Source organism: Streptomyces sp. NPDC002790, from assembly GCF_040295505.1.
Classification (GTDB): domain Bacteria; phylum Actinomycetota; class Actinomycetes; order Streptomycetales; family Streptomycetaceae; genus Streptomyces.
On the sequence record NZ_JBEOVM010000008.1, the window covers coordinates 105,702 to 132,699 of the forward strand.

Annotated in this window: 23 protein-coding genes; 13 read left to right on the forward strand and 10 right to left on the reverse strand. The window is 67.8% G+C overall.

The window, feature by feature from the left end:
• Positions 1 to 266 precede the first annotated feature (266 nt).
• From ABT004_RS07300 to ABT004_RS07310, 3 genes are all read left to right on the forward strand, one after another.
• Entirely contained in the window at positions 267 to 947 is a 681-nt protein-coding gene (locus ABT004_RS07300) for a PadR family transcriptional regulator (RefSeq protein ID WP_351332222.1), read from the forward strand.
• Positions 948 to 991: 44 nt separating this feature from the next.
• A complete protein-coding gene (locus ABT004_RS07305; RefSeq protein WP_351332225.1) occupies positions 992 to 2,074 on the forward strand; it encodes an inositol-3-phosphate synthase in 1,083 nt (360 codons plus the stop codon).
• Between the two features lie 124 nt (positions 2,075 to 2,198).
• On the forward strand, positions 2,199 to 3,458 hold the full coding sequence (locus tag ABT004_RS07310) for an MFS transporter (RefSeq protein ID WP_351332228.1): 1,260 nt from the start codon (positions 2,199 to 2,201) through the stop codon (positions 3,456 to 3,458).
• Positions 3,459 to 3,528: 70 nt separating this feature from the next.
• On the opposite strand, the gene ABT004_RS07315 is transcribed toward ABT004_RS07310, so the two are convergent.
• Entirely contained in the window at positions 3,529 to 4,977 is a 1,449-nt protein-coding gene (locus ABT004_RS07315) for a CCA tRNA nucleotidyltransferase (RefSeq protein ID WP_351332230.1), read from the reverse strand.
• Positions 4,978 to 5,173: 196 nt separating this feature from the next.
• On the opposite strand from ABT004_RS07315, the gene ABT004_RS07320 reads away from it, so the two are divergent.
• The 7 genes from ABT004_RS07320 (at position 5,174) to trxA (ending at position 14,707) form a co-directional block, all read left to right on the forward strand.
• On the forward strand, positions 5,174 to 7,513 hold the full coding sequence (locus ABT004_RS07320) for a DUF6049 family protein (RefSeq protein WP_351332233.1): 2,340 nt from the start codon (positions 5,174 to 5,176) through the stop codon (positions 7,511 to 7,513).
• Between the two features lie 45 nt (positions 7,514 to 7,558).
• Entirely contained in the window at positions 7,559 to 9,805 is a 2,247-nt protein-coding gene (gene murJ, locus ABT004_RS07325; protein ID WP_351332235.1) for a murein biosynthesis integral membrane protein MurJ, read from the forward strand.
• A 120-nt stretch (positions 9,806 to 9,925) separates the two neighbouring features.
• On the forward strand, positions 9,926 to 11,647 hold the full coding sequence (locus ABT004_RS07330; protein ID WP_351332238.1) for a protein kinase family protein: 1,722 nt from the start codon (positions 9,926 to 9,928) through the stop codon (positions 11,645 to 11,647).
• Between the two features lie 34 nt (positions 11,648 to 11,681).
• Entirely contained in the window at positions 11,682 to 12,395 is a 714-nt protein-coding gene (sigM, locus tag ABT004_RS07335) for an RNA polymerase sigma factor SigM (protein WP_351332241.1), read from the forward strand.
• Positions 12,392 to 13,231, forward strand: coding sequence for an anti-sigma factor family protein (locus ABT004_RS07340; RefSeq protein WP_351332244.1), 840 nt, complete (start codon positions 12,392 to 12,394; stop codon positions 13,229 to 13,231). The genes sigM and ABT004_RS07340 overlap by 4 nt, the downstream gene beginning before the upstream one ends.
• A 119-nt stretch (positions 13,232 to 13,350) precedes the next feature.
• The gene (gene trxB / locus ABT004_RS07345; protein ID WP_351332247.1) at positions 13,351 to 14,328 is read left to right on the forward strand and encodes a thioredoxin-disulfide reductase; all 978 of its coding nucleotides are present in this window, start codon (positions 13,351 to 13,353) and stop codon (positions 14,326 to 14,328) included.
• A 46-nt stretch (positions 14,329 to 14,374) separates the two neighbouring features.
• Positions 14,375 to 14,707 (forward strand): thioredoxin, encoded by a 333-nt coding sequence (gene trxA / locus ABT004_RS07350; RefSeq protein ID WP_351332248.1) that lies wholly within the window; start codon positions 14,375 to 14,377, stop codon positions 14,705 to 14,707.
• Between the two features lie 102 nt (positions 14,708 to 14,809).
• Here trxA and ABT004_RS07355 read toward each other — a convergent pair whose 3' ends face one another.
• The 9 genes from ABT004_RS07355 to rpmH all read right to left on the reverse strand — a co-directional run bounded on the left by ABT004_RS07355 (position 14,810) and on the right by rpmH (position 21,744).
• The gene (locus ABT004_RS07355) at positions 14,810 to 15,427 is read right to left on the reverse strand and encodes a GNAT family N-acetyltransferase (protein ID WP_351332251.1); all 618 of its coding nucleotides are present in this window, start codon (positions 15,425 to 15,427) and stop codon (positions 14,810 to 14,812) included.
• Positions 15,428 to 15,732: 305 nt separating this feature from the next.
• The gene (locus ABT004_RS07360; protein WP_351332253.1) at positions 15,733 to 16,836 is read right to left on the reverse strand and encodes a ParB/RepB/Spo0J family partition protein; all 1,104 of its coding nucleotides are present in this window, start codon (positions 16,834 to 16,836) and stop codon (positions 15,733 to 15,735) included.
• A complete protein-coding gene (locus tag ABT004_RS07365) occupies positions 16,833 to 17,909 on the reverse strand; it encodes a ParA family protein (protein WP_351332290.1) in 1,077 nt (358 codons plus the stop codon). The genes ABT004_RS07360 and ABT004_RS07365 overlap by 4 nt, the downstream gene beginning before the upstream one ends.
• 255 nt (positions 17,910 to 18,164) lie before the next feature.
• Positions 18,165 to 18,881 (reverse strand): 16S rRNA (guanine(527)-N(7))-methyltransferase RsmG, encoded by a 717-nt coding sequence (gene rsmG, locus ABT004_RS07370; RefSeq protein ID WP_351332256.1) that lies wholly within the window; start codon positions 18,879 to 18,881, stop codon positions 18,165 to 18,167.
• Positions 18,882 to 18,991: 110 nt separating this feature from the next.
• Positions 18,992 to 19,501, reverse strand: a complete 510-nt coding sequence (locus ABT004_RS07375) for a Jag family protein (RefSeq protein WP_351332257.1) — start codon at positions 19,499 to 19,501, stop codon at positions 18,992 to 18,994.
• 62 nt (positions 19,502 to 19,563) lie between these two features.
• The gene (yidC, locus tag ABT004_RS07380; RefSeq protein WP_351332258.1) at positions 19,564 to 20,859 is read right to left on the reverse strand and encodes a membrane protein insertase YidC; all 1,296 of its coding nucleotides are present in this window, start codon (positions 20,857 to 20,859) and stop codon (positions 19,564 to 19,566) included.
• 8 nt (positions 20,860 to 20,867) lie between these two features.
• The gene (gene yidD, locus ABT004_RS07385) at positions 20,868 to 21,218 is read right to left on the reverse strand and encodes a membrane protein insertion efficiency factor YidD (protein ID WP_351332261.1); all 351 of its coding nucleotides are present in this window, start codon (positions 21,216 to 21,218) and stop codon (positions 20,868 to 20,870) included.
• Positions 21,215 to 21,586 (reverse strand): ribonuclease P protein component, encoded by a 372-nt coding sequence (rnpA, locus tag ABT004_RS07390; protein ID WP_351332263.1) that lies wholly within the window; start codon positions 21,584 to 21,586, stop codon positions 21,215 to 21,217. The genes yidD and rnpA overlap by 4 nt, the downstream gene beginning before the upstream one ends.
• A 20-nt stretch (positions 21,587 to 21,606) precedes the next feature.
• Positions 21,607 to 21,744, reverse strand: coding sequence for a 50S ribosomal protein L34 (gene rpmH / locus ABT004_RS07395; RefSeq protein WP_006381191.1), 138 nt, complete (start codon positions 21,742 to 21,744; stop codon positions 21,607 to 21,609).
• 382 nt (positions 21,745 to 22,126) lie between these two features.
• On the opposite strand from rpmH, the gene dnaA reads away from it, so the two are divergent.
• The 3 genes from dnaA to ABT004_RS07410 all read left to right on the forward strand — a co-directional run.
• Entirely contained in the window at positions 22,127 to 24,199 is a 2,073-nt protein-coding gene (gene dnaA, locus ABT004_RS07400) for a chromosomal replication initiator protein DnaA (RefSeq protein ID WP_351332265.1), read from the forward strand.
• 918 nt (positions 24,200 to 25,117) lie between these two features.
• Positions 25,118 to 26,248: a DNA polymerase III subunit beta gene (gene dnaN, locus ABT004_RS07405; RefSeq protein ID WP_351332267.1), complete on the forward strand. Its 1,131-nt coding sequence runs from the start codon at positions 25,118 to 25,120 to the stop codon at positions 26,246 to 26,248.
• A gap of 166 nt (positions 26,249 to 26,414) precedes the next feature.
• Positions 26,415 to 26,998: NAD(P)-binding domain-containing protein (locus tag ABT004_RS07410; RefSeq protein WP_351332270.1), on the forward strand; the 584-nt coding region annotated here is incomplete at its 3' end.

The following is a 26,998-nucleotide window of genomic DNA, read 5'->3' on the forward strand; positions in this document are numbered from 1 at the left end:
CACCAGGGACAACGACGCTCACGTGCGTCACTCGGTTCCCGGTGGTCTGCATGGCGGACAGACTACGCACCGTCAAAACCCTCCTAGGGCCGAACTTCACCCCAAATCAGGCAACTCGATTCCTACGAATCGGTGATGTGACGCCGTTCACCGTGATCGCACTTGCCGCAGCCGAGGAGCAGTTCTATCGTCTAGATGTATCGAGTCGATACATCAGCTCGGCATAAAGAGTCGATACAAGGGCCCGCGGCAGGGAGGAGACGACGATGAGCCGACGTTCCGGCATCCTCGAGTTCGCCGTACTCGGTCTGCTCCGCGAGTCCCCGATGCACGGCTACGAGCTGCGCAAGCGACTCAACACTTCACTCGGAATATTCCGCGCCTTCAGCTACGGGACGCTGTACCCCTGCCTCAAGACACTGGTCGCCAACGGCTGGTTGATCGAGGAACCGGGTCCAGGACCCGACGACACCCCTGCGGCTCCACTCGCGGGGCGTCGCGCCAAGATCGTCTATCGGTTGACGGCAGAAGGTAAGGAGCACTTCGAGGACCTGCTCTCGCAGACCGGCCCCGATGCATACGAGGACGAGCACTTCGCCGCGCGTTTTGCCTTCTTCGGGCAGACGTCGCGGGACGTGCGCATGCGCGTCCTCGAGGGCCGTCGCAGCCGTCTGGAGGAGCGCCTCGAAAAGATGCGCATCTCCTTCGCCCGCACCCGCGAGCGCCTGGACGACTACACGCTCGAGCTGCAGCGGCACGGCATGGAGTCCGTGGAGCGCGAAGTGCGCTGGTTGAACGAGCTCATCGAGAGCGAGCGCGCGGGCCGTGACCAACGACGGTCACGACCGGGGGACGCGGCTCAGCAGGACACATCTGGAGAGACGGGCGGCCTGCCCCGGCATCGGGACAGCACCCGGCCGGATCCGTCCGACGACACCGCCACGTGAAGCCCGGTCAGGGCTTCACCGAGTACACACAGGGAGCAACCGGAATGGGTTCGGTTCGCGTAGCCATCGTCGGCGTGGGCAACTGCGCCGCCTCGCTGGTGCAGGGCGTCGAGTTCTACAGGGACGCCGACCCGGAGACCAAGGTCCCGGGCCTGATGCACGTGCAGTTCGGCGACTACCACGTCGGTGACGTCGAGTTCGTCGCCGCGTTCGACGTCGACGCGAAGAAGGTCGGTCTGGACCTCTCGGACGCCATCGGCGCCTCCGAGAACAACACCATCAAGATCGCCGACGTGCCGAACAAGGGCATCGAGGTCCAGCGTGGCCACACGCTGGACGGCCTGGGCCGCTACTACCGCGAGACGATCGAGGAGTCCCCCGAGGCCCCGGTCGACGTCGTCCAGGTCCTCAAGGACAAGCAGGTCGACGTTCTCGTCTGCTACCTGCCCGTCGGCTCCGACGACGCGGCGAAGTTCTACGCCCAGTGCGCCATCGACGCCAAGGTCGCGTTCGTCAACGCCCTCCCGGTCTTCATCGCCGGCACCAAGGAGTGGGCGGACAAGTTCACCGAGGCCGGCGTCCCGATCGTCGGTGACGACATCAAGTCGCAGGTCGGCGCGACCATCACGCACCGCGTGATGGCGAAGCTCTTCGAAGACCGCGGTGTCCGCCTCGAGCGCACGATGCAGCTCAACGTCGGCGGCAACATGGACTTCAAGAACATGCTGGAGCGCGACCGCCTCGAGTCGAAGAAGATCTCGAAGACGCAGGCCGTCACCTCGCAGATCCGCGACCGCGAGCTGGGCAAGGACAACGTCCACATTGGCCCGTCCGACTACGTCGCGTGGCTCGACGACCGCAAGTGGGCGTACGTCCGCCTCGAGGGCCGCGCCTTCGGTGAGGTCCCGCTGAACCTGGAGTACAAGCTCGAGGTCTGGGACTCCCCGAACTCCGCGGGTGTCATCATCGACGCCGTGCGCGCCGCGAAGATCGCCAAGGACCGCGGCATCGGCGGCCCGATCCTCTCCGCGTCCTCGTACTTCATGAAGTCCCCGCCGGTGCAGTACTTCGACGACGAGGCCTACGAGAACGTCGAGAAGTTCATCAAGGGTGAGGTCGAGCGCTGACCTTGTCCTGAAGGGCGGTCCGGGTGTTCCACGTGAAACACCCACCTCCTGAAGGCTGTTGAGGCCCCCGGTTCGCACACATGGTGCGCGCCGGGGGCCCGCCTCGTATGTGAGGCTGTGCCCCATGTCTGTCGTCCGTGACCTGCGCGTACTGCTGCGCCTGCGCGATTTTCGGCGTCTGTTGACGCTACGGCTGCTCTCCCAGGGCGCGGACGGCGTGTATCAGGTGGCACTCGCCACCTACGTGGTGTTCTCCCCGGAGAAGCAGACCTCGCCCGCCGCGATCGCGTCGGCCATGGCCGTGCTGCTGCTCCCGTACTCCCTTGTGGGCCCGTTCGCCGGCGTCCTCCTCGACCGTTGGCGACGTCGTCAGGTTTTCCTCTACGGCAACCTGCTGCGGGTACTGCTCGCCTCCGTCACGGCCGCACTCATGCTGAGCCACACTCCGGACTGGCTCTTCTACGCGTCCGCGCTGTGCGTCACCGCGGTCAACCGCTTCGTTCTGTCCGGGCTCTCGGCCGCACTGCCCCGTGTCGTGGACTCGGAGCGCCTCGTCATGGCCAACTCCGTCTCACCGACCGCGGGGACCCTCGCGGCCACGCTGGGCGGCGGCCTCGCCTTCGGCGTGCGCCTGATCGCCGCCGACTCGGATGCTGCAGTGGTCCTCATCGGGGCGTTGCTCTACCTGTGTGCCGCGCTCGCATCCCTGCGCATGGGTGTTCAACTCCTCGGCCCCGATCCGGAGTTGGTCCAGCCACGGCTGGGGGCGGCAGTGACCGGCACCGCCCGGGACCTCGCCGCCGGCGTCCGGCACCTTGTCTCGCGCCCACCCGCCGCGCGCGCCCTTGCCGCGATGACGGTGATGCGGTTCTGCTACGGCGCCCTACTCGTCATGGTGCTCATGCTGTGCCGGTACGCGTGGTCATCCACGGAGTCCGAAGGCCTGGCCCTGCTCGGCCTCGCCATGGGCGTCTCGGGGGCAGGCTTCTTCGTCGCGGCGGCCATCACCCCCGCAGCTGTGGGCCGGTTCGGCACGGCCGGGTGGATCGTCCTCTGCGCCAGCACCGCTTCCGTACTGGAACTCGCCCTGGGACTCACCTTCAAACCCGCGCCGATCGTGGTGGCTGCGTTCGTTCTGGGCCTGACCACACAAGCAGCGAAGATCGCCACCGACACGGTCGTGCAGTCCTCCATCGAGGACGGCTTCCGTGGCCGGATCTTCTCCATCTACGACGTACTGGTCAACGTCTCCTTCGTCGGTGCGGCCGCGGTGGCGGCACTGATGCTGCCGCCGGACGGCCGCTCGGTCCCCCTCGTGGTCCTGGTTTCGATCCTCTACGGAGCGACCGCTCTGACGCTGTGCGGGCGGCGGCGTTTCACGTGAAACGGAGCGTCTCCAGATATGCGTCGGGCTCTGTTTCACGTGAAACAGAGCCCGACGCATTCCATCCGTCTCAGTCCTGAGAGCAGTCGGCCCACCATTCCTTGAGCGCCGACACCGCCGCGTCGTCATCCATCGGCCCGTTCTCAAGGCGCAGCTCCAGCAGGAACTTGTACGCCTGCCCGATCACCGGGCCCGGGCTGACGCCGAGGATCTCCATGATCTGGTTACCGTCGAGGTCCGGCCGGATCGAGTCCAGCTCCTCCTGCTCCTGAAGCCGCTCAATGCGCTCCTCAAGGCCGTCGTACGCACGCGAAAGCGCGTTGGCCTTCCGCTTGTTGCGCGTCGTGCAGTCGGAACGGGTGAGCTTGTGCAGCCGGCCGAGGAGCGGCCCCGCATCCCGTACGTACCGACGTACAGCGGAATCCGTCCACTCGCCGGTGCCGTAGCCGTGGAAGCGCAGGTGCAGCTCGACGAGGCGTGAGACGTCCTTCACCAGGTCATTGGAGTACTTGAGCGCGGTCATTCGCTTCTTCGTCATCTTGGCGCCGACCACCTCGTGGTGGTGGAAGGAGACGCGGCCGTCCTTCTCGAAGCGACGAGTGCGCGGCTTCCCGATGTCGTGGAGCAGCGCCGCGAGACGCAGCGTCAGATCGGGGCCTTCGGTCTCCAACGCCATCGCCTGCTCGAGCACGATCAGCGTGTGGTCGTAGACGTCCTTGTGCCTGTGGTGCTCATCACGCTCCAGACGCAGCGCGGGCAGTTCGGGCAGTACGGAATCGGCCAGACCGGTCTCGACGAGCAGCGTCAGGCCCTTGCGCGGGTGCGCGGAGAGGATCAGCTTGTTGAGCTCGTCACGCACTCGCTCCGCGGAGACGATCTCGATGCGGCCTGCCATGGCCGTCATGGCCTCGACGACCTCAGGAGCGACTTCGAAGTCGAGCTGAGCGGCGAAGCGGGCGGCCCGCATCATCCGCAGCGGGTCGTCGGAGAAGGAGTCCTCCGGAGTGCCGGGCGTGCGCAGCACCCGCTCGGACAGGTCCCTGATGCCGCCGTGCGGGTCGATGAACTCCTTCTCAGGGAGCGCCACAGCCATCGCGTTGACGGTGAAGTCCCGGCGGACCAGGTCCTCTTCGATGGAGTCGCCGTACGACACCTCGGGCTTGCGGGAGGTTCGGTCGTACGCCTCGGAGCGGTACGTCGTGACCTCGACCTGGTAGCCGTCCTTATGACAGCCGACCGTGCCGAACGCGATCCCGACCTCCCACACCGCATCGGCCCATGGACGAACGATCTTCAATACGTCCTCGGGACGGGCATCAGTGGTGAAGTCCAGATCGTTGCCGAGTCGGCCGAGCAGTGCGTCCCGCACCGAACCACCGACCAGGGCGAGAGAGAACCCGGCCTCCTGAAATCGGCGGGCGAGGTCGTCTGCGACAGGCGAGACCCGCAGCAGCTCACTGACCGCGCGGTGCTGCACCTGGCTCAGGGTGCTGGGGGTGTCTTCGTTGGCGTTCGGCACAACAGGACAGGGTACGTGGCCCGGACGGCCCGGGCCGAAACCGTTCGCCGGGCCCGCGACAGGAGCACACCCGCGGCCCCCTACTCTTGCCCCCACGATCATGCCGGGCAGACCGTGGCACTCAGCCACAGCGCTCCTCGTTACCATGCGTGGACACATCTGCGACCACCGACGAGGACGAGGGACGGACGACCACGTGGCCGAGGCGGCAGACTTCCCAACGGTGAGTCCCTCACCTGCCCGGCGACTGCTGCGGCGCACCGGGGCCCTGTTCGCGGCTGCGCCGCTCCTGGCGTCGCTGCCGCTGTTGCCTGCCGCGACCCCGGCCACCGCCGCATCGAGCGCGACAGGGACCAGCACGGTCGAGGTGGCCGTGAACTCCCTCTCGCCCAGCGCGCCGACGGACGGTGACACCGTGACAGTCAGCGGCACGGTGATGAACAAGGGCAAGCAGGTGGTCACAGGCGCCCACGCGGGCCTGCGGGTCGGCACGTCCTACAGCGGCCGCACGGCCGTGGACGAGGCCGCGAAGAACGGCACGGGCGGCGCCGCGGACGGCAACGAGATTTCCCGCAAGTACGGCAAGAAGTTCTCCAAGCTGGCGCCCGGCGTCGCTCAGGACTTCACGCTGTCCGTCCCCGTCAAGGCGCTGCATCTCGGCGCCGACGGCGTCTACCAGCTCAGCGTCGCCCTGATGGGACAGACCGCTGCGCAGCCTTACCAGCAGACGCTCGGCATCCAGCGGACCTTCCTGCCCTGGCAGCCGGGCGAGACCGACACGAGCACGAAGACGACGGCTCTGTGGCCGCTGATCTCCGATTCCCACCTCACTGCCGAGACGGGCGCGGACGAACAGCAGACGCCGGTCTTTGACGACAACGACCTGGCGAAGCAGATCGGTCCCGGCGGCCGCCTCCAGCAGATGCTGGCCCTCGGCAGCGAGCTCGACGTGACGTGGGTGATCGACCCCGACCTGCTGGCGTCGGTCGACGCCATGACGGAGCCGTACAAGGTCAAGGGCCCCGACGGGAAGCTCAGGGCGGGCAAGAACCAGGCGCACGCCAAGCAGTGGCTGAGCGACCTGGAGACCGCCGTGCAGGGGCAGAAGGTGGTCACGCTTCCGTTCGCCGACCCCGACCTCGCGTCGCTCGCACACACCGGCACGAAGGTCACCGGCTCCCTGGCCCAACTCAAGGACGCCACCGACGCCGCAACCCTGACCGTGCAGACGATCCTGCACACCAGGCCGGACACGTCGTACGCATGGCCCGCGGAAGGCGCCGTCGACCGGGACATCGTCAAGGTCGCCACGTCCGCGGGCGCCGACAAGATCATCGCGCGCAGCGACCACTTCCCGGAGACCGGAGGGCTGGCGTACACGCCGTCCGCCGCCCGTCCGATCGGCGGCGGCGCCTCGGCCGTGGTCGCCGACGGCCGGCTGTCGACCGCTTTCCAGGGCGACATGACAGGCGCCGAGAACTCCACGCTCGCCGTGCAGCAGTTCCTCGCGCAGTCCCTGATGCTGAACATGCAGACGAACAAGCAGCGCAGCGTCGTCGTGGCCCCACAGCGCATGCCCACCACGAGCCAGGCCCAGACCATGGCCAAGGCGCTGCACGCGCTGCAGGACGGCACCTGGTCGCAGCCCCAGACCTTGTCGGCCGCCGCGAAGGCGAAGCCCGACCCCGCCGCCACCACACGTGTCCCGCACGCGTACCCCTCGTCGCTGCGCAAGCAGGAGCTGCCGCAGTCGGCCTTCGACCAGATCCAGGCGACCCAGCGCGATCTCGAGAACTTCGGCGTCGTCCTCACCGATCAGTCCCGCGTGGTGACACCTTTCGGCCGCGCGATGGACCGGGAGATGTCCACGTCGTGGCGTGCGGACCCGGGAACTTCGGGAACCTTCCGCGACGCCGTCTCCTCGTACCTGTCGGGCCTCACCGAACAGGTGGCGCTGATCGACAAGTCCGAAGTGAAGCTGTCCGGGCGCAGCGCGACGATCCCGGTGTCGGTGCAGAACAACCTGTGGCAGGACGTCGACCATCTGACGCTGCGTCTCACCTCGGGCAACGGCACCCGCCTCAAGATCGGCGGCGACAACTTCCAGAACCAGGAAGTCAAGATCGCCAGCGGGCACAGCCAGTCCGTGAAGTTCACGACCACGGCCAAGGCGACGGGCCCGATCTGGGTGCACGCCCAGCTGTACACCCAGGACGGCGAGCCCTACGGCGAACCGCTCGCCTTCAAGGTCGACGTCACTGAGGTCACCCCGACCGTGATGCTCGTCATCGCCGGCGGCGTCCTGCTGCTCGTCCTCGCCGGATACCGGATGTACCAGCAGCGCAAGCGTGCCGTCGCCGCGCAGCCCGACGGGGACGCCCCCGAGGGCGACTCCGCGGCCGCCGACGACGACAAGGGCGACGAGCCGGACGACGCCGCACGGGGAGACGTTCCGCAGCAGCCGAGTGACCCGACGGCTGACACCGCTCCGGAAAGCACGGCCCCGTCGGGCACGGGTGAGAGAGTGGACCGTTGAGCGATGTCGGGGCCGCTGGGCCGGGGACGATGAGGTGGGGTAACCATGAACGCGCCGTACGACGGTGAGCGTGGCCACGGCTCGGGCGGCTCTGCCTCGGGCGATGGTCGGCCGTACGCCGGTTCACCGCAGCCCGAGGGGCAGGTGCCGCCGCCGCAGCCTGCTCCCGACGCGTATCCGCAGGACGCGTACCTTCAGGACGCGTACGAGCAGGATCCGTACCGGGCGCACGACCTGACCGCCCAGGACCCGGTGACCGAGGCGTTGTACGACCGCGCCGCACACCCTCCACCGCCTCCGGGCACGCAGCAGGCGCAGCAGCCCTTGTACGCGCCGCCGCCCGCGCAGCAGTACCAGCCCGACCCCCGTGTGTGGGCGCAGACGCCCGCGCCGGAGCCGGCGGGTCCCACCCAGCATCTCCCGTACGGCGACGACGCCCGTACGACGCAGTTCGTGGGCGTCGACGACCTGGTGACGCACTCCGCCGAGGAGAGCCACGAACCGGACGCCTTCGCGCACCTGTACCGCGACCAGCAGCCCGGCCACAGCGGAGGCCGCCCGCCGGCCGAGCCCGTCGACAACCCGACCACGCAACTCGGTCCTCCGCAGCCCCCGCCGCCACCGGCCGCCACCCCCGCGCCGGCGCCCGCGGCGCAGAAGGGCGGCCGCGCCTCCAACATCCTGAAGTCGAGCGCGGTGATGGCGGCGGGCACGCTCGTCTCCCGCCTCACCGGCTTCGTCCGCACCATGGTGATCACCGCGGCGCTGGGCGCCGGACTTCTCGGTGACACCTGGTCCGTCGCGTACACGCTGCCGACGATGATCTACATCCTCACCGTCGGCGGCGGCCTGAACTCGGTGTTCGTACCGCAGCTGGTGCGCGCCATGAAGGATGACGAGGACGGCGGCGAGGCCTTCGCCAACCGCCTGCTCACGTTGGTCATGGTGGCGCTCGCAGCCATCACGGCGGTCGTCGTCTTCGCCGCGCCCCTGCTGATCCATCTGATGTCGAACACGGTCGCCGGTAACGAGGACGCCAACAGCGTCGGCGTCGCCTTCGCCCGCTACTGCCTGCCCACGATCTTCTTCATGGGCATCCACGTGGTGATGGGCCAGATCCTGAACGCCCGCGGGAAGTTCGGCGCGATGATGTGGACTCCGGTCCTCAACAACATCGTCATGATCTTCACGTTCGGCACGTTCATCTGGGTCTACGGGACCGCGGCCGAATCGCAGATGGGCGTCACGACCATCCCGGACGAGGGCATCCGCCTCCTCGGCATCGGCACCCTGCTCGGCCTCGTCGTGCAGTCCCTCGCGATGCTCCCGTACCTGCGCGAGACCGGCTTCCGCTTCCGTCTGCGCTTCGACTGGAAGGGCCACGGCCTCGGCAAGGCCGTGAAGCTCGCCAAGTGGACCGTCCTGTTCGTCCTCGCCAACCAGGCGGGCGTCCTGGTCGTCACCCAGCTCGCCACGGCGGCCGGCAAGGCGTCCGGCAAGGCCGGCGCCGGCATCATGGCCTACTCGAACGCCCAGCTCATCTGGGGCATGCCGCAGGCCATCATCACCGTCTCCGTCATGGCCGCCCTGCTGCCGCGCATCTCACGCTCCGCCCACGACGGCGACCCGGGTGCGGTCCGGGACGACATCTCCTCCGGCCTGCGCACCTCGGCCGTGGCGATCGTCCCGATCTCGTTCATGTTCGTGGCGCTCGGCGTCCCGATGTGCACCCTGCTCTTCGGCTCCAGCGGCACAGAGGCCGCCCAGTCCATGGGCTACATCCTCATGGCGTTCGGTATCGGCCTCATTCCGTACTCCGTGCAGTACGTCGTGCTGCGCGGTTTCTACGCCTACGAGGACACCCGCACGCCCTTCTACAACACGGTCATCGTCGCCGCGGTCAACGCCGCCACAGCGGGCATCTGCTACCTGATCCTGCCCGCTCAGTGGGCCGTCGTCGGCATGGCACTCTCCTACGGCATCGCGTACGCGATCGGCGTCGGTGTGGCCTGGCGGCGGCTGCGCAACCGGCTCGGCGGCGACCTGGACGGCGCGCACGTCGTCCGTACCTACGCCCGGCTCTGCCTCGCGGCGCTGCCGGCGACGATCGTCGGCGGTGGACTCGGGTACGCGGTCACGCAAGCGCTGGGCCATGGTGTGCTCGGCTCGATCGCGGCGCTGGTCGTGGGCAGTGTGGCACTGCTCGGAGTCTTCTATGTGGCAGCCCGCAAGATGAGGATCGAAGAACTGAATTCGCTGGTCGGCATGGTCCGCGGTCGTCTCGGCCGCTGAGTCGGCCGGAAGTGTGTGCAACCATCGGCGGCCATCGCGTGTCGTGCATAGCGCCGGACTGTGGGCACAATTGGCTTTGGCGTCGGAGTGAGTGCAACGGATGGGGAGGCAGGAACGACGGTGGCGGAACGGAGCACGGCTGCCGTCGACGTGGCCGACAACAGCGGTGATGAACCGCTGACCGCCAAGGCGGACAAGGCGGAGCAGGCCACGGCCGACGGGGTGGCCGATACCGGGGAGCAGGACGCGCCGGAGCGCGAGGAGACCGTGGACACCGCGGAGACGGGGACTCATGTGAGCCCCGGCGCCGCGTCGCCACCTGAGCTGCACAGTGGCCACAAGCTCGCCAGACGCTATCGGCTCGAGGAGTGCGTCACCCGTCTGGACGGTTTCAGCAGCTGGCGTGCGATGGACGAGAAGCTGCGGCGTGCCGTCGGCGTGCACATCCTCCCCGCCGATCACCCCAGAGGCCGTTCGGTGCTCGCCGCGGCCCGTTCCTCGGCTCTCCTGGGCGACCCCCGCTTCGTACAGGTGCTGGACGCGGTCGAGGAGAACGACCTCGTCTACGTCGTCCACGAGTGGCTGCCCGACGCGACGGAACTGACCTCCCTGCTCGCTCTCGCTCCCCTCGAGGCGCACGACGCGTACCAGATGGCGAGCCAGGTCTCCCATGCCATGGCGGCCGCCCACCGTGAGGGCCTCGCCCATCTGCGCCTCACGCCGAGCGCCGTGTTGCGCACCTCCACCGGGCAGTGGCGCATCCGCGGCCTCGCCGTGAACGCGGCGCTGCGCGGCATCACCTGCGACACCCCGCAGCGCGCCGACACCGAGGCGATCGGCGCGCTCCTGTACGCCTCTCTGACCCAGCGCTGGCCGTACGAGGACGACGCCTACGGCCTCTCCGGGCTGCCCAAGGGCGTCGGCCTCATCGCCCCCGACCAGGTGCGCGCCGGCGTCCACCGCGGTCTGGCGGAGCTCTCCATGCGCGCGCTCGCGAACGACGGGGCGACCGCGTCCCGCCAGGAGCCGCCGTGCACCACGCCGGAGGACCTGGTGAAGGCCATCGGCGAGATGCCCAGGATCCGGCCACCGGAGCCCGCCTTCACGGCGCCCCCGGAGTACCAGCGGACCACGTACCAGCAGGGGAGCTACGGCCGCCCCGCCCCACGTGCCACCCAGCCCGTCCCCACGCCGCCGCCCCCGCTGCAGAGCCGTACCGGCAAGGCCCTCAAGTGGGGCGTCTCCGCGCTGCTCATCGCGGCCCTCGGCCTGGGCAGCTGGCAGCTCGCCGACGCCCTCATGGACCGTGGCGACTCGGGCGGCTCCGGGTCCACGGACACCTCGGAGGACAGTGGCAAGGGCGGCAAGCAGGACGCGAAGCCGCTCTCCATCCAGAGCGCCAAGGAGTTCGTCGCCGAAGGCGACGCCCAGGCTCCGGGCGACGTCGCCAAGACGTACGACGCCAGCACGTCGACGTACTGGCGCACCAAGTCCTTCGTCGACGGCCCGAAGATGGTCATCAAGCCCGGGGTCGGCATCGTCTACGACCTCGGCTCCGCCAAGGAAGTGTCGGCCGCCTCGATAGGGCTCCGATACGGCGGCGACCACACCACGGTCTCGCTGTACGCCTCGCCGTCCCTGAACCCGGGCTCGGTGTCCGGCCTGAAGCAGATCGGGCCCAAGACGGATTCGAAGACCACCTCCGCGAAGATCACGGCCGATGCCCCGGTCAAGACGCGCTATCTGCTCGTCTGGCTGACCGCGCTGCCCCGCGCAGGCCAGGATGGCTACAGCAGCGCGGGCTTCAAGCAGGGCATCACCGATGTGGAGTTCACCGGCTGACGGGCACGGCTCACCACGGGGAGGGGGTTCGACAGTGGACGACGCCTATGGCGAAGCGAACGATCAGGACCTCCTCGCCCGTCACGTCGCCGGCGACAAGGACGCCTTTGGTGAACTCGTCCGACGCCACCGCGACCGCCTCTGGGCCGTGGCCCTGCGGACCCTGGGGGATCGAGAGGAAGCCGCGGACGCGGTGCAGGACGCCTTGGTCTCCGCCTATCGCGCCGCCCACACCTTCCGCGGCCAGTCCGCGGTGACGACCTGGCTGCACCGCATCACCGTCAACGCGTGCCTGGACCGGGCCCGCAAGATGGCCTCGCGCAAGACGGCGCCCGTGGACGACGCCGACCGTCTGGACCAGCTCCTGGAACCGCACGAGTCCGCGGACGCCCCCGTCGAGCGGAGCGACCTGCACCGTCAGCTCATCGAGGCGCTCTCGGTCCTGCCCAGCGATCAGCGCGCTGCCCTCGTCCTCGTCGACATGCAGGGGTATCCGGTCGCCGAGGCCGCGCGGATCCTCGATGTGCCCACCGGCACGGTCAAGAGCCGCTGCGCGCGCGGCCGAGCCAAACTGCTTCCGCTGCTCACACATCTCCGCACAGAGGGCGGGGGCCAGGAAGGTGGCGAGAACCCGCCCCCTGGAAGGAACCGGGCGCAGGGGACATCCGTCCCACCCGCAGCGGGACCTCGTGACGAGACAGGACCTGCCGATTCGGCTGCGGTGAAGGGCGGAGGTGGGCGAGCGTGACATCCACGACCGACACGGCAGAGCACCCGGAGGTCACCGAGATCTCCGAACTCGCCGAGGGCCTGTTGGCTCCCACCCGTACGGCCGCCGTCCAGCAGCACCTCGACGGCTGCGCACTCTGCGCCGATGTCCTCGCGTCCCTGGAAGAGATCCGGGGCACGCTCGGTGCCGTGACGGCCCCGGCGCGTATGCCGGAGGAGATCGTGAGCCGGATCGATGCGGCCCTGGCTTTCGAAGGGGACCGTGAAACGGGGCCTGTTTCACGTGAAACGGCGACCGCGGCCGACCGTCCTGCCGGACACGCGCACGGGGCCACCGGCCCCGGACGCAAGGTACGCGGCAACCGGAAGCGCGCCGGTGCCGCGCTCGGAGCCGTCCTGACGGTCACAGCGATCGGCGTGGGAGCCCTGCTCATCCAGAACGACGAGGGCGGCTCGCCGGTCGCAGGGAAGAGCCACAGCGCGTCGACCCTCGCCAAGGGCACTCTGGAGACGAAGGTCATGACGCTGCTCGGCTCCTCGACGCTCAACACCGAAAAAGTGGGGCCCAGCGCACAGGGGACGAAGGCTCCGATGCAGAAACGGGCCATCTCTGTGCCCCCGTGCATCCAGCTCGGAACCCACCGGAACGAGGACCCCCTCGCCGCGGAGACAGGCACGTACGAAGGGAAGAAGGCCTACCTCGTCGTGCTGCCCCACAAGACAGATCCGGCCCATCGGGTCACGGCCTTCGTCATCGATTCCTCCTGCGTCGGCACGTCCTCCTCGTCGGCCGGCACGCTGCTGTACAAGCACGATTACGACCACGGCTCCGGGACGCCCAAGAGCACTCGCTAAGTGTGGCCGGGCACGTCGGGAATGCATGCCCCGTAGGATCCGTTGGGTCGGGTGAGAGTCCTCCCAATGGCCTCCCCCTGGCAGTACGCAGCAGTCCCGCAGAGACGAGGAATCAAGCCGTGAGCGACGTCCGTAACGTGATCATCATCGGCTCCGGGCCCGCCGGCTATACGGCGGCGCTCTACACCGCGCGCGCGTCGCTGAAGCCGCTCGTGTTCGAGGGTGCCGTCACCGCTGGTGGCGCGCTGATGAACACGACCGAGGTGGAGAACTTCCCCGGGTTCCAGGACGGCATCATGGGCCCCGAGCTCATGGACAACATGCGCGGCCAGGCCGAGCGCTTCGGCGCCGAGCTCGTGCCCGACGACGTCGTGGCCGTCGACCTGAGCGGCGAGATCAAGACCGTGACGGACACCGCGGGCACCGTGCACCGCGCGAAGGCCGTCATCGTCACCACCGGCTCCCAGCACCGCAAGCTCGGCCTCCCCAACGAGGACGCGCTCTCCGGCCGCGGCGTCTCCTGGTGCGCGACCTGTGACGGCTTCTTCTTCAAGGACCAGGACATCGCCGTGATCGGCGGCGGCGACACCGCGATGGAGGAGGCCACCTTCCTTTCGCGCTTCGCCAAGTCCGTGACGATCGTGCACCGTCGCGACACCCTGCGCGCCTCGAAGGCGATGCAGGAGCGTGCCTTCGCCGACCCGAAGATCAAGTTCGTCTGGGACAGCGAGATCGCTGAGGTCAAGGGCGAGCAGAAGCTCTCCGGCCTGACGCTGCGCAACCTCAAGACGGGCGAGACGTCCGAGCTGCCGGTCACCGGTCTGTTCATCGCGATCGGCCACGACCCGCGCACGGAGCTGTTCAAGGGTCAGCTCGAGCTCGACGACGAGGGCTACCTGAAGGTCGAGGCCCCTTCGACGCGCACGAACCTCACCGGTGTCTTCGGCGCCGGCGACGTCGTGGACCACACCTACCGGCAGGCGATCACGGCGGCCGGCACCGGCTGCTCCGCCGCTCTCGACGCCGAGCGCTTCCTGGCCGGCCTCGCCGACGGCGAAGCCGCCGAGCCCGAGAAGACCCAGGCCGCCGGCGTCTGACCCGAACTCCTACTCACGTATCCCCCCAAGAAATGAGGAGCCTGCTGTGGCCAGCAACCTGAAGCACGTCACGGACGCCACCTTCGACGAGGACGTCCTGAAGAGCGACAAGCCCGTCCTGGTCGACTTCTGGGCCGCTTGGTGCGGCCCGTGCCGCCAGATCGCGCCGTCGCTCGAGGCCATCGCCGCCGAGCACGGTGACAAGATCGAGGTCGTCAAGCTCAACATCGACGAGAACCCGGGCACGGCCGCCAAGTACGGCGTCATGTCGATCCCGACCCTGAATGTGTACCAGGGTGGCGAGGTCGCCAAGACCATCGTCGGTGCCAAGCCCAAGGCCGCCATCGTGCGCGACCTCGAGGACTTCATCTCTGAGTAATCGAGCGACGCCGATTCACCGGCGGTCGTTGTTTCACGTGAAACACGAACGGGCCGGCCCTCCAAGGGCCGGCCCGTTGCCGTTGTGAGGGCCCGTCGACTGTCACAGTGGGCGGAGTGCCGGTTCCTTCTGTACGGCTCCCAGAAGCCTGTCCAGGGCCATCTCGACGTCTTCCTTCCAGGACAGCGTCGTCCGCAGCTCCAGGCGCAGTCGTGGATACGAGGGGTGGGGCCGCACGGTCTTGAACCCGACCGCCAATAGATGATCCGCGGGAAGCAGACAGGCGGGCCCCTTCCACTGAGCGTCCCCGAAGGCCTCGATCGCCTTGAAGCCCCGGCGCAGCAGGTCCTTCGCGACGGTCTGCACGATGACCCGGCCTAGCCCTTGCCCCTGAAAGTCGGGGGAGATCCAGGCCGTCATGAGCTGAACGGCGTCGGGGGACACCGGGCTTGTCGGGAAGGCAGTGGCCCGTGGGACGTACGCGGGGGGCGCATAAAGCACGAAGCCGACCGGAGCGTCATCCACGTAAACGACGCGTCCGCAGGAGCCCCACTCCAGCAGGACAGCGGAGATCCACGCTTCCTTCTCCAGTTCGGGCGTGCCCGCCTTTACCGCAGCCTGGCCGCTGACCGGGTCCAGCTCCCAGAAGACACACGAACGGCAACGCTTGGGGAGGTCCGGGAGGTTGTCCAGTGTGAGCGGTACGAGCCGACGCCCCATGAAGACAGTTCCTCGCTTCCTTCGCCCGCCGCTGCGCAGGCGGCCGTCAGAGCGCTCCGTTCCCTGAGCAGGCTGCCGACGAATCCGCCGACCGCTCCAAGGCCCAGGCCTGCGGTCATCAGTCCGGTGCGACTCACCGATCGCATGACCCGCCTCCTGTATGAGGTGCCGCCGGGTGGATGCGCTCTTCCCGTCGCATCGTAACCACGATGGGATTCGCTCGATACCGTAGACAAGCAAAGAGCGGGTCGTGTTCCGGTACACGCCGGAACACGACCCGCTCTCGCGTGATGAGAGGGCGGCGGTCAGTCCTGTTCGTCGCCGTCGGTCTCCTCCGGGAGACCGTTCTGGAGCACCGGTCCCTCGCCGGGAGCGAGAGAGCCGAGGATGCGCGACAGGTCGTCCATCGACGCGAATTCGACGACGATCTTGCCCTTCTTCTGCCCCAGGTCGACCTTCACCCGCGTCTCGAAGCGGTCCGAGAGCCGCGTGGCGAGTTCGCTCAGCGCCGGGGAGACCCGGGCGCCGGCCCGCGGCCCCTTGGCCCGTGCGTTGCTCTGGGGCCCCGACCCCATGAGGGTCACGATTTCCTCGACGGCCCGCACAGAAAGCCCTTCCGCGACGATGCGGTGGGCCAACCGGTCCTGCTCCTCGGAGTCCTCGACGGAGAGCAGCGCACGCGCATGCCCCGCCGACAGCACGCCTGCGGCCACCCGGCGCTGCACGGCCGGCGAGAGCTTCAGCAGCCGCAGCGTGTTGGACACCTGCGGGCGCGACCGGCCGATCCGGTCGGCCAGCTGATCGTGCGTGCAGTTGAAGTCCTTGAGCAACTGGTCGTAGGCGGCGGCCTCTTCCAGGGGGTTCAACTGCGCACGGTGCAGGTTCTCAAGGAGCGCGTCGAGGAGGAGCTTCTCGTCGTCCGTGGCACGCACGATGGCCGGGATGCGCTCGAGTCCCGCCTCTCGGCAGGCCCTCCAGCGCCGCTCGCCCATGATGAGCTCGTAGGTGTCGATCCCAACCTGTCGTACGACGACAGGCTGCAGCAGGCCGACTTCCTTGATGGACGTGACGAGTTCGGCGAGAGCGTCCTCGTCGAACACCTCACGCGGCTGGCGCGGGTTGGGCGTGATGGTGTCGATCGGCAGCTCGGCGAAATGCGCTCCCGCCGGACGCTCGAAGGGCTCGGCTGTCATGGTCGCCGGCTCCTCGGTTTCCCGTGAAACAGGCGGCTGTGGCAGCGCGGCCACCTTCGCGGCCGCCACTCCGCGCTCGGTCGTCAGCACCGGCGCCGAGGCAGGAGACGCCGACACTCCTCCCGCTTGGGTGGCCGGGCCCGTCCTCTCAGGTGTGGGGGCAGCCGGGATCAGCGCGCCGAGTCCTCGGCCAAGTCCCCTCCGTCGATCGCTCACTGGATCCCCTCCGACGTACTCTGCTGGTCAAGTTGAGTGCCCGTGTGGGCGTTCTGGGCTTCGTAGTGGATCCCGACTCCGCGCAGCGCCATCTCTCGCGCCGCCTCGAGGTAGGAGAGTGCCCCACTCGACCCTGGATCGTAGGTCAACACGGTCTGCCCATAACTCGGGGCCTCCGAAATACGCACCGAGCGCGGAATGCTCGTGCGAAGGACCTCGCCGGCGAAGTGATTACGGACTTCATCCGCGACCTGGGACGCCAGCCGAGTCCGGCCGTCGTACATCGTGAGCAGGATCGTGGAGACATGCAGAGTGGGGTTGAGGTGCCCACGCACGAGTTCCACATTCCGCAGAAGCTGCCCGAGCCCCTCCAGCGCGTAGTACTCGCACTGGATCGGGATCAGCACTTCCGCTCCAGCGACCATGGCGTTGATCGTCAGGAGCCCGAGCGACGGCGGACAGTCGATGAGGATGTAGTCCAGCGGCTGCTCGTATGCCTGGATGGCGCGCTGCAGTCGGCTCTCCCGTGCGACCAGAGAGACCAACTCGATCTCCGCACCGGCGAGATCGATGGTGGCCGGGGCACAGAAGAGGCCTTCCACGTCAGGGACGGGCTGGACGACTTCAGAGAGCGGCCTGCTGTCGACCAATACGTCATAGACGGAGGGCACTTCGGAATGATGGTCGACGCCCAGAGCCGTGGAGGCGTTGCCCTGTGGGTCCAGGTCCACCACCAGGACGCGCGCGCCGTGCAGCGCAAGTGAGGCGGCAAGATTGACCGTTGTCGTGGTCTTACCGACCCCGCCCTTCTGGTTGGCCACCACCATGACGCGAGTCTGCTCGGGACGTGGCAGGCCCTCGCCCGCACGACCGAGAGCCTCTACTGCCAGTTGGGCAGCGCGACCGATGGGTGTGTCGTCCATCGGGGGCGGTGTTTCACGTGAAACATCTTCCCCCGCCGACTCGGTACGGGGACCGGGGACCGGATCGGTCATCGGTCCCGCGATGTTGGCGTCGGACCGCAAGGATTCACTCTCCTCGACTTCAGGCTCGGAATGAACAGAGCCTCCCATGCCTTCGGGGTCAAGAACCAGCGAGGCCCGTACTTCTGTGGACGAATCCCCCTCTGTGGACAACTCCGTGCCCGTATCGAGGGATCCGAGGGGTTTTTGGTCGCGGGGGGCGGCCGCCGCGCGGCCACGACTGATGATGCCCTGCAGCAGTGAGCGACGTTTCACGTGAAACACGATGCACCGCAGCGGGACACGCTTCTGCGCGACACCCCGAGATACGTACGTTTGACAGCTTTTGTGGAGTACCGCCGGTCGTCAGCGCCTGCGCCGGGCACGCCCCGTGCGGGCCGCCTTCGCACGCTTCGCCGCGAAACGCACGCCGCCTGGGCTCTCCCCGACCTCGACGCGCACGACAGTGGACAGGGGGTCCACGGCGCCCTCGCCGACGTGCAGAACCGACGTCTCCACCGCGCCGAGCTTGCTCAGGGCAGTGGCCGCGCTCTTCAACTCTTCCTCGGCCGTGTCGCCCTTGAGCGCCAGCATTTCCCCGTACGGCCGGAGCAACGGAACGCCCCACGCGGCCAGCCGGTCCAGCGGGGCCACGGCACGAGCGGTAACGACGTGGACGGGAGGCAACTTACCGAGGACCTCCTCGGCCCGCCCTCGCACCACGGTCACATGGTCGAGCCCAAGCAGTTCGACGACCTCGGTCAGGAAGGTCGTACGCCGGAGCAGGGGTTCCAGCAGGGTGATCTTGAGGTCCGGGCGGACCAGGGCGAGCGGAATTCCCGGCAGGCCGGCGCCCGAACCGACGTCGCACACCGTGAGGCCCTCGGGTACCACCTCGGAGAGCACAGCGCAGTTCAGGATGTGCCGCTCCCACAGACGCGGCACCTCGCGAGGGCCGATGAGGCCGCGCTGCACTCCCGCGTCAGCGAGAAGCTCCGCGTACCGGACCGCGTCCGGGAAGCGCTCGCCGAATACCGCCCGGGCCTGCTCCGGGGCCGGGGGGAGTTCTGCTGCCTCCGTCACGGGAACCGTCCTTCCGTACCGCTCTACCGCAGTAAGTGGCTGACTAAAAGGCTGACAAAGATCGGCCCCGCCTGCGAAACAGACGGGGCCGGAAGGCGACGTGCTGCCGCTCAGGCAGGAAGCACGACGACGAAGCGCTGCGGCTCCTCGCCCTCGGACTCACTGCGCAGGCCGGCCGCCTTGATGGCGTCGTGCACGACCTTGCGCTCGAAGGGCGTCATCGGATTCATCTTGACCGGCTCACCGGTGTTCTTCACCTCGGCCGCGGCCTTGGCGCCCTGCTCGGTGAGCTCGGCGCGCTTCTTCGCGCGGTAGCCGCCGATGTCCAGCATCAGGCGGCTGCGGTCCCCGGTCTCCCGGTGAACCGCGAGGCGGGTCAGCTCCTGGAGGGCCTCGAGGACCTCTCCTTCGCGACCGACCAGCTTCTGCAGATCACGGCTGCTCACATCACTGACGATGGACACGGCGGCCCGGTCGGCCTCGACGTCCATGTCGATGTCGCCGTCGAGGTCGGCGATGTCCAGCAGACCCTCGAGGTAATCCGCGGCGATCTCACCCTCCTGCTCGAGGCGGGTCAGGGTGTCGCCACCCTCAGCAGCGGCGGTGGTGCCTTCCGTCACGGGATGGGCTCCTTCTTGCGTCAAGGCTTGCGCCAACGTCTTACGACGCGTAGGTCGAGGGACTACTTCTTGGACGGGGACTTCGGCCGCTGTGGGCCGCCCTTGCGCTGCCCGGACTTGGCCTTGCTGCGCTGCTGCGAGCCGCCCGCGGGCTTGGCGCCACCGGACTGCTTGGACTGCGGCTTCGCGTCCTGCGGCTCGTCCTCCTTCTCCAGCGAGGTCTTCTCAGAGGAGGGGGAGTCGTCCTTGGCTGTCGAGCCGGACTGGCGCTGCGACTTGGACTGGCGCTTGGGCTGCTGGCGCTTCGCGGCGCCCTTCGGCATGCCGTCCTCGTCCAGCTCCTCCGCGGCCGCGGTGCCCTTGGCCACAGTGCCGTCGGCCTGAGCCGCGAGACCGGCCTTGCTCAGCCCGTTGATGAACTTGCGCTCGTACTCGTTGCGATCGCGGCCCTTGGCGACGATCCCCTTGACGATGTTCCGCTCGCGCTTGCTCTTCGTAGCACTGTGCTCGACGACGTGCTTCTGCAGACCCTCGAGCATCTTGGCCTGAGCCTTGGAGCCCGGAGTGGGGTTCCGGCTGATCACGTACATCTGCTGGCCCATGGTCCACACGTTGGTGGTCAGCCAGTAGACGAGAACACCGACGGGGAAGTTGATACCCATGAAGAGGAAGATCAGCGGGAAGACGTACATCAGCATCTTCTGCTGCTGCATGAACGGCGTCTTCACCGTCAGGTCGACGTTCTTCGTCATCAGCTGGCGCTGCGTGTAGAACTGCGACGCCGACATCACGATGATCATGATCGCGGTGACCACGCGGACATCCGTCAGCGAGGCACCCATGGCGCTGATCTCACTGGCACTGTCCGTGAACTTCGCTGCGAGCGGGGCACCGAAGATGTGCGCCTTCTGAGCGCTGTCCAGGAGGCTCTGGTTGATGACGCCCTTCGTCTCGCCCTCGGCGATGGCCGCGAGCACGTGGTACAGGGCGAAGAAGAACGGCGACTGTACGAGGATCGGAAGGCACGAGGAGAGCGGGTTGGTACCCGTCTCCTTGTACAGCTTCATCATCTCTTCGGACTGACGCTGCTTGTCGTTCTTGTAGCGCTCCTGGATCGCCTTCATCTGAGGCTGGAGCAGCTGCATGTTCCGGGTCGACTTGATCTGCTTCACGAAGAGCGGGATCAGGCAGATCCGGATCAGGACCACCAGGGACACGATCGACAGGCCCCAGGCCCAACCGGTATCAGGGCCGAAGATCGCCCCGTAGACCGTGTGGAACTGGACGATGACCCACGACACCGGGGTCGTGAGGAACGCGAAAACGCCTGATACAGCGTTGACGATATCGGAAATCATGTCCCTGATCAGGCTCCTTGGGCGTTGGGCGAAGTCGCTCCGGACTTATTGTCCTGTGCAGAGGGGCTGTCGCCCTCAACGGCGGGGGCCGTTCTTTTGTCCCCGCGCCATGCCTCGCGCAGCATCTCGTGCCAGCGCGGACGCTTGCGTGGCGGAACATAGTCGACGCCGCCCAGCGACCACGGATTGCACCGAAGGATCCGCCAGGCGGTAAGTGCTGTTCCCTTGACCGCCCCGTGCCGGTCGATGGCGGTGAAGCCATAGTGGGAGCACGACGGGTAGTACTTGCACACCGGACCCAGCAATGGACTGATGGTCCACTGATAGATCTTGATCAAGGCGAGCAGTGGGTACTTCATCGCGCGCCCCCTCCCAGCAGCCGCTGCAGCGCGGCATCCAGGTCTCGGGCCAGCTGTGCGTGGGTAGCGTCGCCCGCTCCGGGCAACGCGCGTACGACTACCAGGCTACCTGGGGGCAACAAAGCCACCCGGTCGCGCATGAGGTGCCGAAGTCTGCGCTTCACCGCGTTCCGTACAACGGCACCACCTACGGCCTTGCTCACGACGAAACCCGCACGCGGCGGGGAGAGAGTCTCCCTGGGCGCGTGCGGGTCCGTTGAACCGCTACGTAGGTGAACGACGAGAAGCGGGCGTCCGGCCCGACGTCCCCGGCGTACCGCGGTCGCGAAATCTTCGCGCCGCCTCAGCCGATACTCGGTAGGCAGCACGTCATAACCTGATTACGAAATCAGGCGGACAGGCTGGCGCGACCCTTGCCACGACGGTTGGCGAGAATCGCACGACCGGCGCGGGTCCGCATGCGAAGGCGGAAGCCGTGGGTCTTGGCGCGACGACGGTTGTTCGGCTGGAAGGTGCGCTTGCTCACTCGGGGGCTCCTGAAAAACGTGTGGTGGCGGGACATCGCCTGGCTGTCACCGTGCGCCCACGAGTAGCTCGCGAATACGCCCGAGTGCACCGCTACACGGTCCGCAAGAACTGTGGATCGTGACCTTGCCCATCGGAGGCAGGCGGCAGCAGCCATCGACAACTCGACCTGGTCACGGTACGCGCGGCTGCGCCATCCGGTCAAACCGGCGTCATGCGAGGGACACTGTCCACAGGCTGGGGACAACAACTTGAACCGCAGCGGTCGCGCTGACTACCGTGGCTGAACTCCGATTCGTTCCCTTCTCACCGCCCCACCCGATTTTCTTCCCGATCCGTCCCAGGAATCACACGTTCGTGGGACCAGCGAGAGAGCGTGCCCTGTGGCTGACGTACCTGCCGATCTTGCCGCAGTGTGGCCACGAGTTCTGGAGCAACTCCTCGGGGAAGGCCGCGGGCAGGGCGTCGAGACGAAGGACGAGCACTGGATCCGGCGCTGTCAGCCGCTGGCACTCGTCGCCGACACCGCGCTGCTCGCCGTTCCGAACGAATTCGCCAAGGGCGTACTCGAAGGCCGGCTGGCCCCGGTCGTCAGCGAGACCCTCACCCGCGAGTGCGGCCGCCCCATCCGGATCGCGATCACCGTCGACGACTCCGTGGGCGAGCCGCCCGCCCCCACACCCCCGCCGGCCCCACAGCATCGCTACGAGGCCCCCGAGCCACAGCAACAGCCCTCTCCCGGCCAGCCGCGTGACGCGTTCGACAACCGCGAGACGTACGAGAAGCGGGAGACGTACGACGGCTATGAGCGCCGCGGCGCCGACGAGCACGGCCAGGGCCAACGGACCGAACAGCCCCCGGCGCCCCGGCCCGACCAGCTCCCGACCGCCCGCCCCGCCTACCCGGACTACCAACGCCCCGAACCGGGCGCCTGGCCGCGCCCGCAGCAGGACGAGTACAACTGGCAGCAGCCCCGGCTCGGCTTCCCGGAGCGGGACCCGTACGCGACGCCCACACAGCAGCCGCAGCACGACTACCGGCAGCAGGACCGCTCCCCGTACGAGCAACAGCAGCCGTACGAGCAGGAGCGCGGTCGCTACGAGCAGCAGCAGGACCGCTCCCCGTACGAGCAGAAAGGGAACGGTCGCCCCTCCTACGAGGACCGCTCCTCTTACGAAGAGCGACCTTACGAAGACCGCTCCTACGAGGACCGCTCTTCTTATGAAGAGCGGTCGTCCTATGAGGAGCGCGGTTCCTACGACCCTTCTCGCGAACGGCCGCAGCGGCGTGAGCCCGGCAAACCCACCATGGGCGGCCGTCCGAACCAGGACGGCGGGCACGGCCCCGGCAATCGTGGCGTGCCCAGTGGCGCGCCCGGCCCCCTGGCGGCCCAGCCCGCGCCGGCGACCGGCCCCGGTGAGCCGACGGCGCGTCTGAACCCCAAGTACCTCTTCGACACGTTCGTCATCGGCGCGTCGAACCGCTTCGCGCACGCGGCCGCGGTCGCGGTAGCCGAAGCGCCGGCCAAGGCGTACAACCCCCTGTTCATCTATGGGGAGTCGGGCCTCGGCAAGACGCACCTGCTGCACGCCATCGGGCACTACGCGCGCAGCCTCTATCCGGGCACGCGTGTGCGGTACGTGAGCTCCGAGGAGTTCACCAACGAGTTCATCAACTCGATCCGTGACGGCAAGGGCGACTCCTTCCGCAAGCGGTACCGCGAGATGGACATCCTTCTGGTCGACGACATCCAGTTCCTCGCGGACAAGGAGTCGACGCAGGAGGAGTTCTTCCACACCTTCAACACGCTCCACAACGCGAACAAGCAGATCGTGCTGTCCAGTGACCGGCCGCCCAAGCAGCTGGTGACCCTGGAGGACCGGCTGCGCAACCGGTTCGAGTGGGGCCTGATCACGGACGTCCAGCCGCCGGAGCTGGAGACCCGTATCGCCATCCTTCGTAAGAAAGCGGTGCAGGAGCAGCTCAACGCGCCTCCGGAGGTGCTCGAGTTCATCGCGTCCCGCATCTCGCGCAACATCCGCGAGCTGGAAGGGGCGCTGATCCGCGTCACGGCGTTCGCGTCGCTCAATCGGCAGCCTGTGGACCTGGGGCTGGCAGAGATCGTCCTCAAGGACTTGATCCCCGGTGGCGAGGACGCGGCTCCCGAGATCACGGCCCCGGCCATCATGGCGGCGACCGCGGACTACTTCGGGCTCACCGTGGAGGATCTCTGCGGATCCTCGCGCAGTCGCGTCCTGGTGACGGCCCGGCAGATCGCCATGTACCTGTGCCGCGAGCTGACCGACCTCTCGCTGCCGAAGATCGGTGCTCAGTTCGGCGGCCGCGACCACACGACGGTGATGCACGCGGACCGCAAGATCCGTGCGCTGATGGCCGAGCGGCGCTCCATCTACAACCAGGTCACCGAGCTCACCAACCGCATCAAGAACGGCTGACAGCAGACCGGTTACGACCCACAGGGCGCTTCGGGAACGACTCCCGGAGCGCCCTTTTCGTGCTCTCGGCGGGGGCCGCCGTCGTGTCGGGCACCGGTCCAAGGGCACAGCACGCCCGGCCGGTGTTCGATTCCCAGCCGCGTTACGGGTGTTCTCCACAGATCTGGCGGGTTTTTTCGATCCACACCCTGGGGACTGGGAAGTTGTCCAGATCGTATCCACAGCGCGACCCGGTGACTGGGCATCAGGCCAGGTCAGAAGGCTGTGGATTCGTGGAAAAACTATCTCCACAGCCTGTGGACAGATTTTTTCTCCACAGGCTGTGCATCATGTTGTCCACCGGCAACCCACAGGCTCGCGTCTGTTGTGCACAGTGATCAATAGCTTCTCCACACGGCTGTCCACTGTTCGGCAACGCGACGCGCCATCTCACCTCCGCGAGTGAAAGGCGTCACACCAAGGTGGTCGGTTGGGCTGGGGAGAACCCGGGTAAAGCTGGGGACGGCGCTGGGGAGAAGTCACCCCAGCCTGTGCATCGAGTGTGCAGAACTTTTCGCCGTCCACAGATATGGCCGGTTGTCCACCGTCTCGGCCCACAGGCACGGTGGACAAAAAACCGCCTCTGACCTGCGCTTTCGAGGTTATCCACGCTTTCCACAGCCCCTACTACTACGTCCAACTAGTAAGAGCTGGGAATCCGTTTCGAAGCGGGGGCTGTGCACAACTCGCTCTCGCCGCCTCGACCGCCGCTCGGCACGACTTGACCGAGGCAGGCAACGACTGTCAGTGCCGTGCGTCAGACTGGTCCCCGGTGTTCTCCCCAGCAGTGGGCCGAGCGACACCACGTCTGCCGATGCAGACGGCAGACCGAAGACCAAGCAGGGCGAGAGCAGCCAGCAACTGCAGGAGGCGGCTTAAGTGAAGATCCGGGTGGAACGCGACGTACTCGCGGAGGCGGTGGCCTGGGCGGCGCGCAGCCTTCCGGCACGACCGCCTGCGCCCGTCCTCGCCGGCCTTCTGCTGAAGGCCGAGGAGGGCGCACTCAGCCTGTCGAGCTTCGACTACGAGGTCTCGGCACGCGTCTCGGTGGACGCGGAGATCGACGAGGAGGGCACGGTGCTCGTCTCCGGTCGCCTGCTCGCCGACATCTGCCGCGCTCTGCCCAACCGTCCGGTGGAGATCTCCACAGACGGTGTACGAGCGACCGTGGTCTGCGGCTCCTCGCGATTCACACTCCACACGCTTCCTGTGGAGGAGTACCCGGCGCTGCCGCAGATGCCGACCGCCACGGGCACCGTCCCGGGTGAGGTCTTCGCCGCTGCCGCTTCCCAGGTGGCCATCGCGGCTGGCCGTGACGACACGCTGCCCGTCCTCACCGGTGTGCGCATCGAGATCGAGGGCGACACGGTGACGCTGGCGTCCACCGACCGCTACCGCTTCGCCGTCCGCGAGTTCCTGTGGAAGCCGGAGGACCCGGAGGCCTCCGCGGTCGCCCTGGTGCCCGCCAAGACGCTCCTGGACACCGCCAAGGCGCTCACGAGCGGTGACACGGTCACGCTGGCGCTTGCCGGTTCCGGCGCGGGCGAGGGCCTCATCGGCTTCGAGGGCGCGGGCCGCCGCACCACCACCCGCCTCCTCGAGGGCGACCTGCCGAAGTACCGCACGCTGTTCCCGACGGAGTTCAACTCCGTGGCCGTCATCGAGACCGCCCCCTTCGTGGAGGCCGTCAAGCGTGTGGCCCTCGTCGCCGAGCGCAACACTCCGGTGCGGCTCAGCTTCGAGCAGGGTGTGCTCATCCTGGAGGCCGGCTCCAGCGACGACGCACAGGCTGTGGAGAGGGTGGACGCCAACCTGGACGGCGATGACATCTCGATCGCCTTCAACCCGACGTTCCTGCTCGACGGCCTGAGCGCGATCGACTCCCCGGTCGCCCAGCTGTCGTTCACGACGTCCACCAAGCCCGCGCTGCTCTCCGGCAGGCCGGCTGTGGACGCCGAGGCGGACGACGCGTACAAGTACCTGATCATGCCGGTGCGGCTCTCGGGCTGAGGAGCTTGAGGGGCAGGCCGCTCGGGTTCGCTTGAGCGGCTATGCCCACAGGTGTGCGGGAGCGTCCGGGTTTAGGCTCGGTCGGCAGGTACGAGACGCCACGCGCGGGTGCTCTCGTACCGCCCCCGCACCACCTCACGCCTCGTCGCAACGTAAGGAACCACTGATGGAGCTCGGTCTCGTCGGCCTCGGCAAGATGGGCGGCAACATGCGCGAGCGCATCCGCCGCGCGGGCCACACCGTCTTCGGCTACGACCGCAACCCGGACCTCGCGGACGTCCACAGCCTCGAGGAGCTTGTGGGCAAGCTCAAGGGCCCGCGCGTGGTGTGGGTGATGGTCCCGGCCGGTGCCGCGACCCAGTCCACGGTCGACGAGCTCGGCCGGCTGCTCGAGCCCGGCGATGTCGTCGTCGACGGCGGCAATTCGCGCTGGACGGACGACGAGAAGCATGCCGAGGAGCTCGCGGCCAAGGGCATCGGCTTCGTCGACTGCGGTGTCTCAGGCGGCGTCTGGGGCCTGGAGAACGGCTACGCGCTGATGTATGGCGGCGCCCCCGACAACGTGGCGAAGGTTCAGCCGGTCTTCGACGCCCTGAAGCCCGAGGGCGACTTCGGCTCCGTGCACGCGGGCAGGGTCGGCGCGGGCCACTTCGCGAAGATGGTCCACAACGGCATCGAGTACGCCATGATGCAGGCCTACGCCGAGGGCTGGGAGCTCCTGGAGAAGGTCGACTCCGTGGACAACGTCCG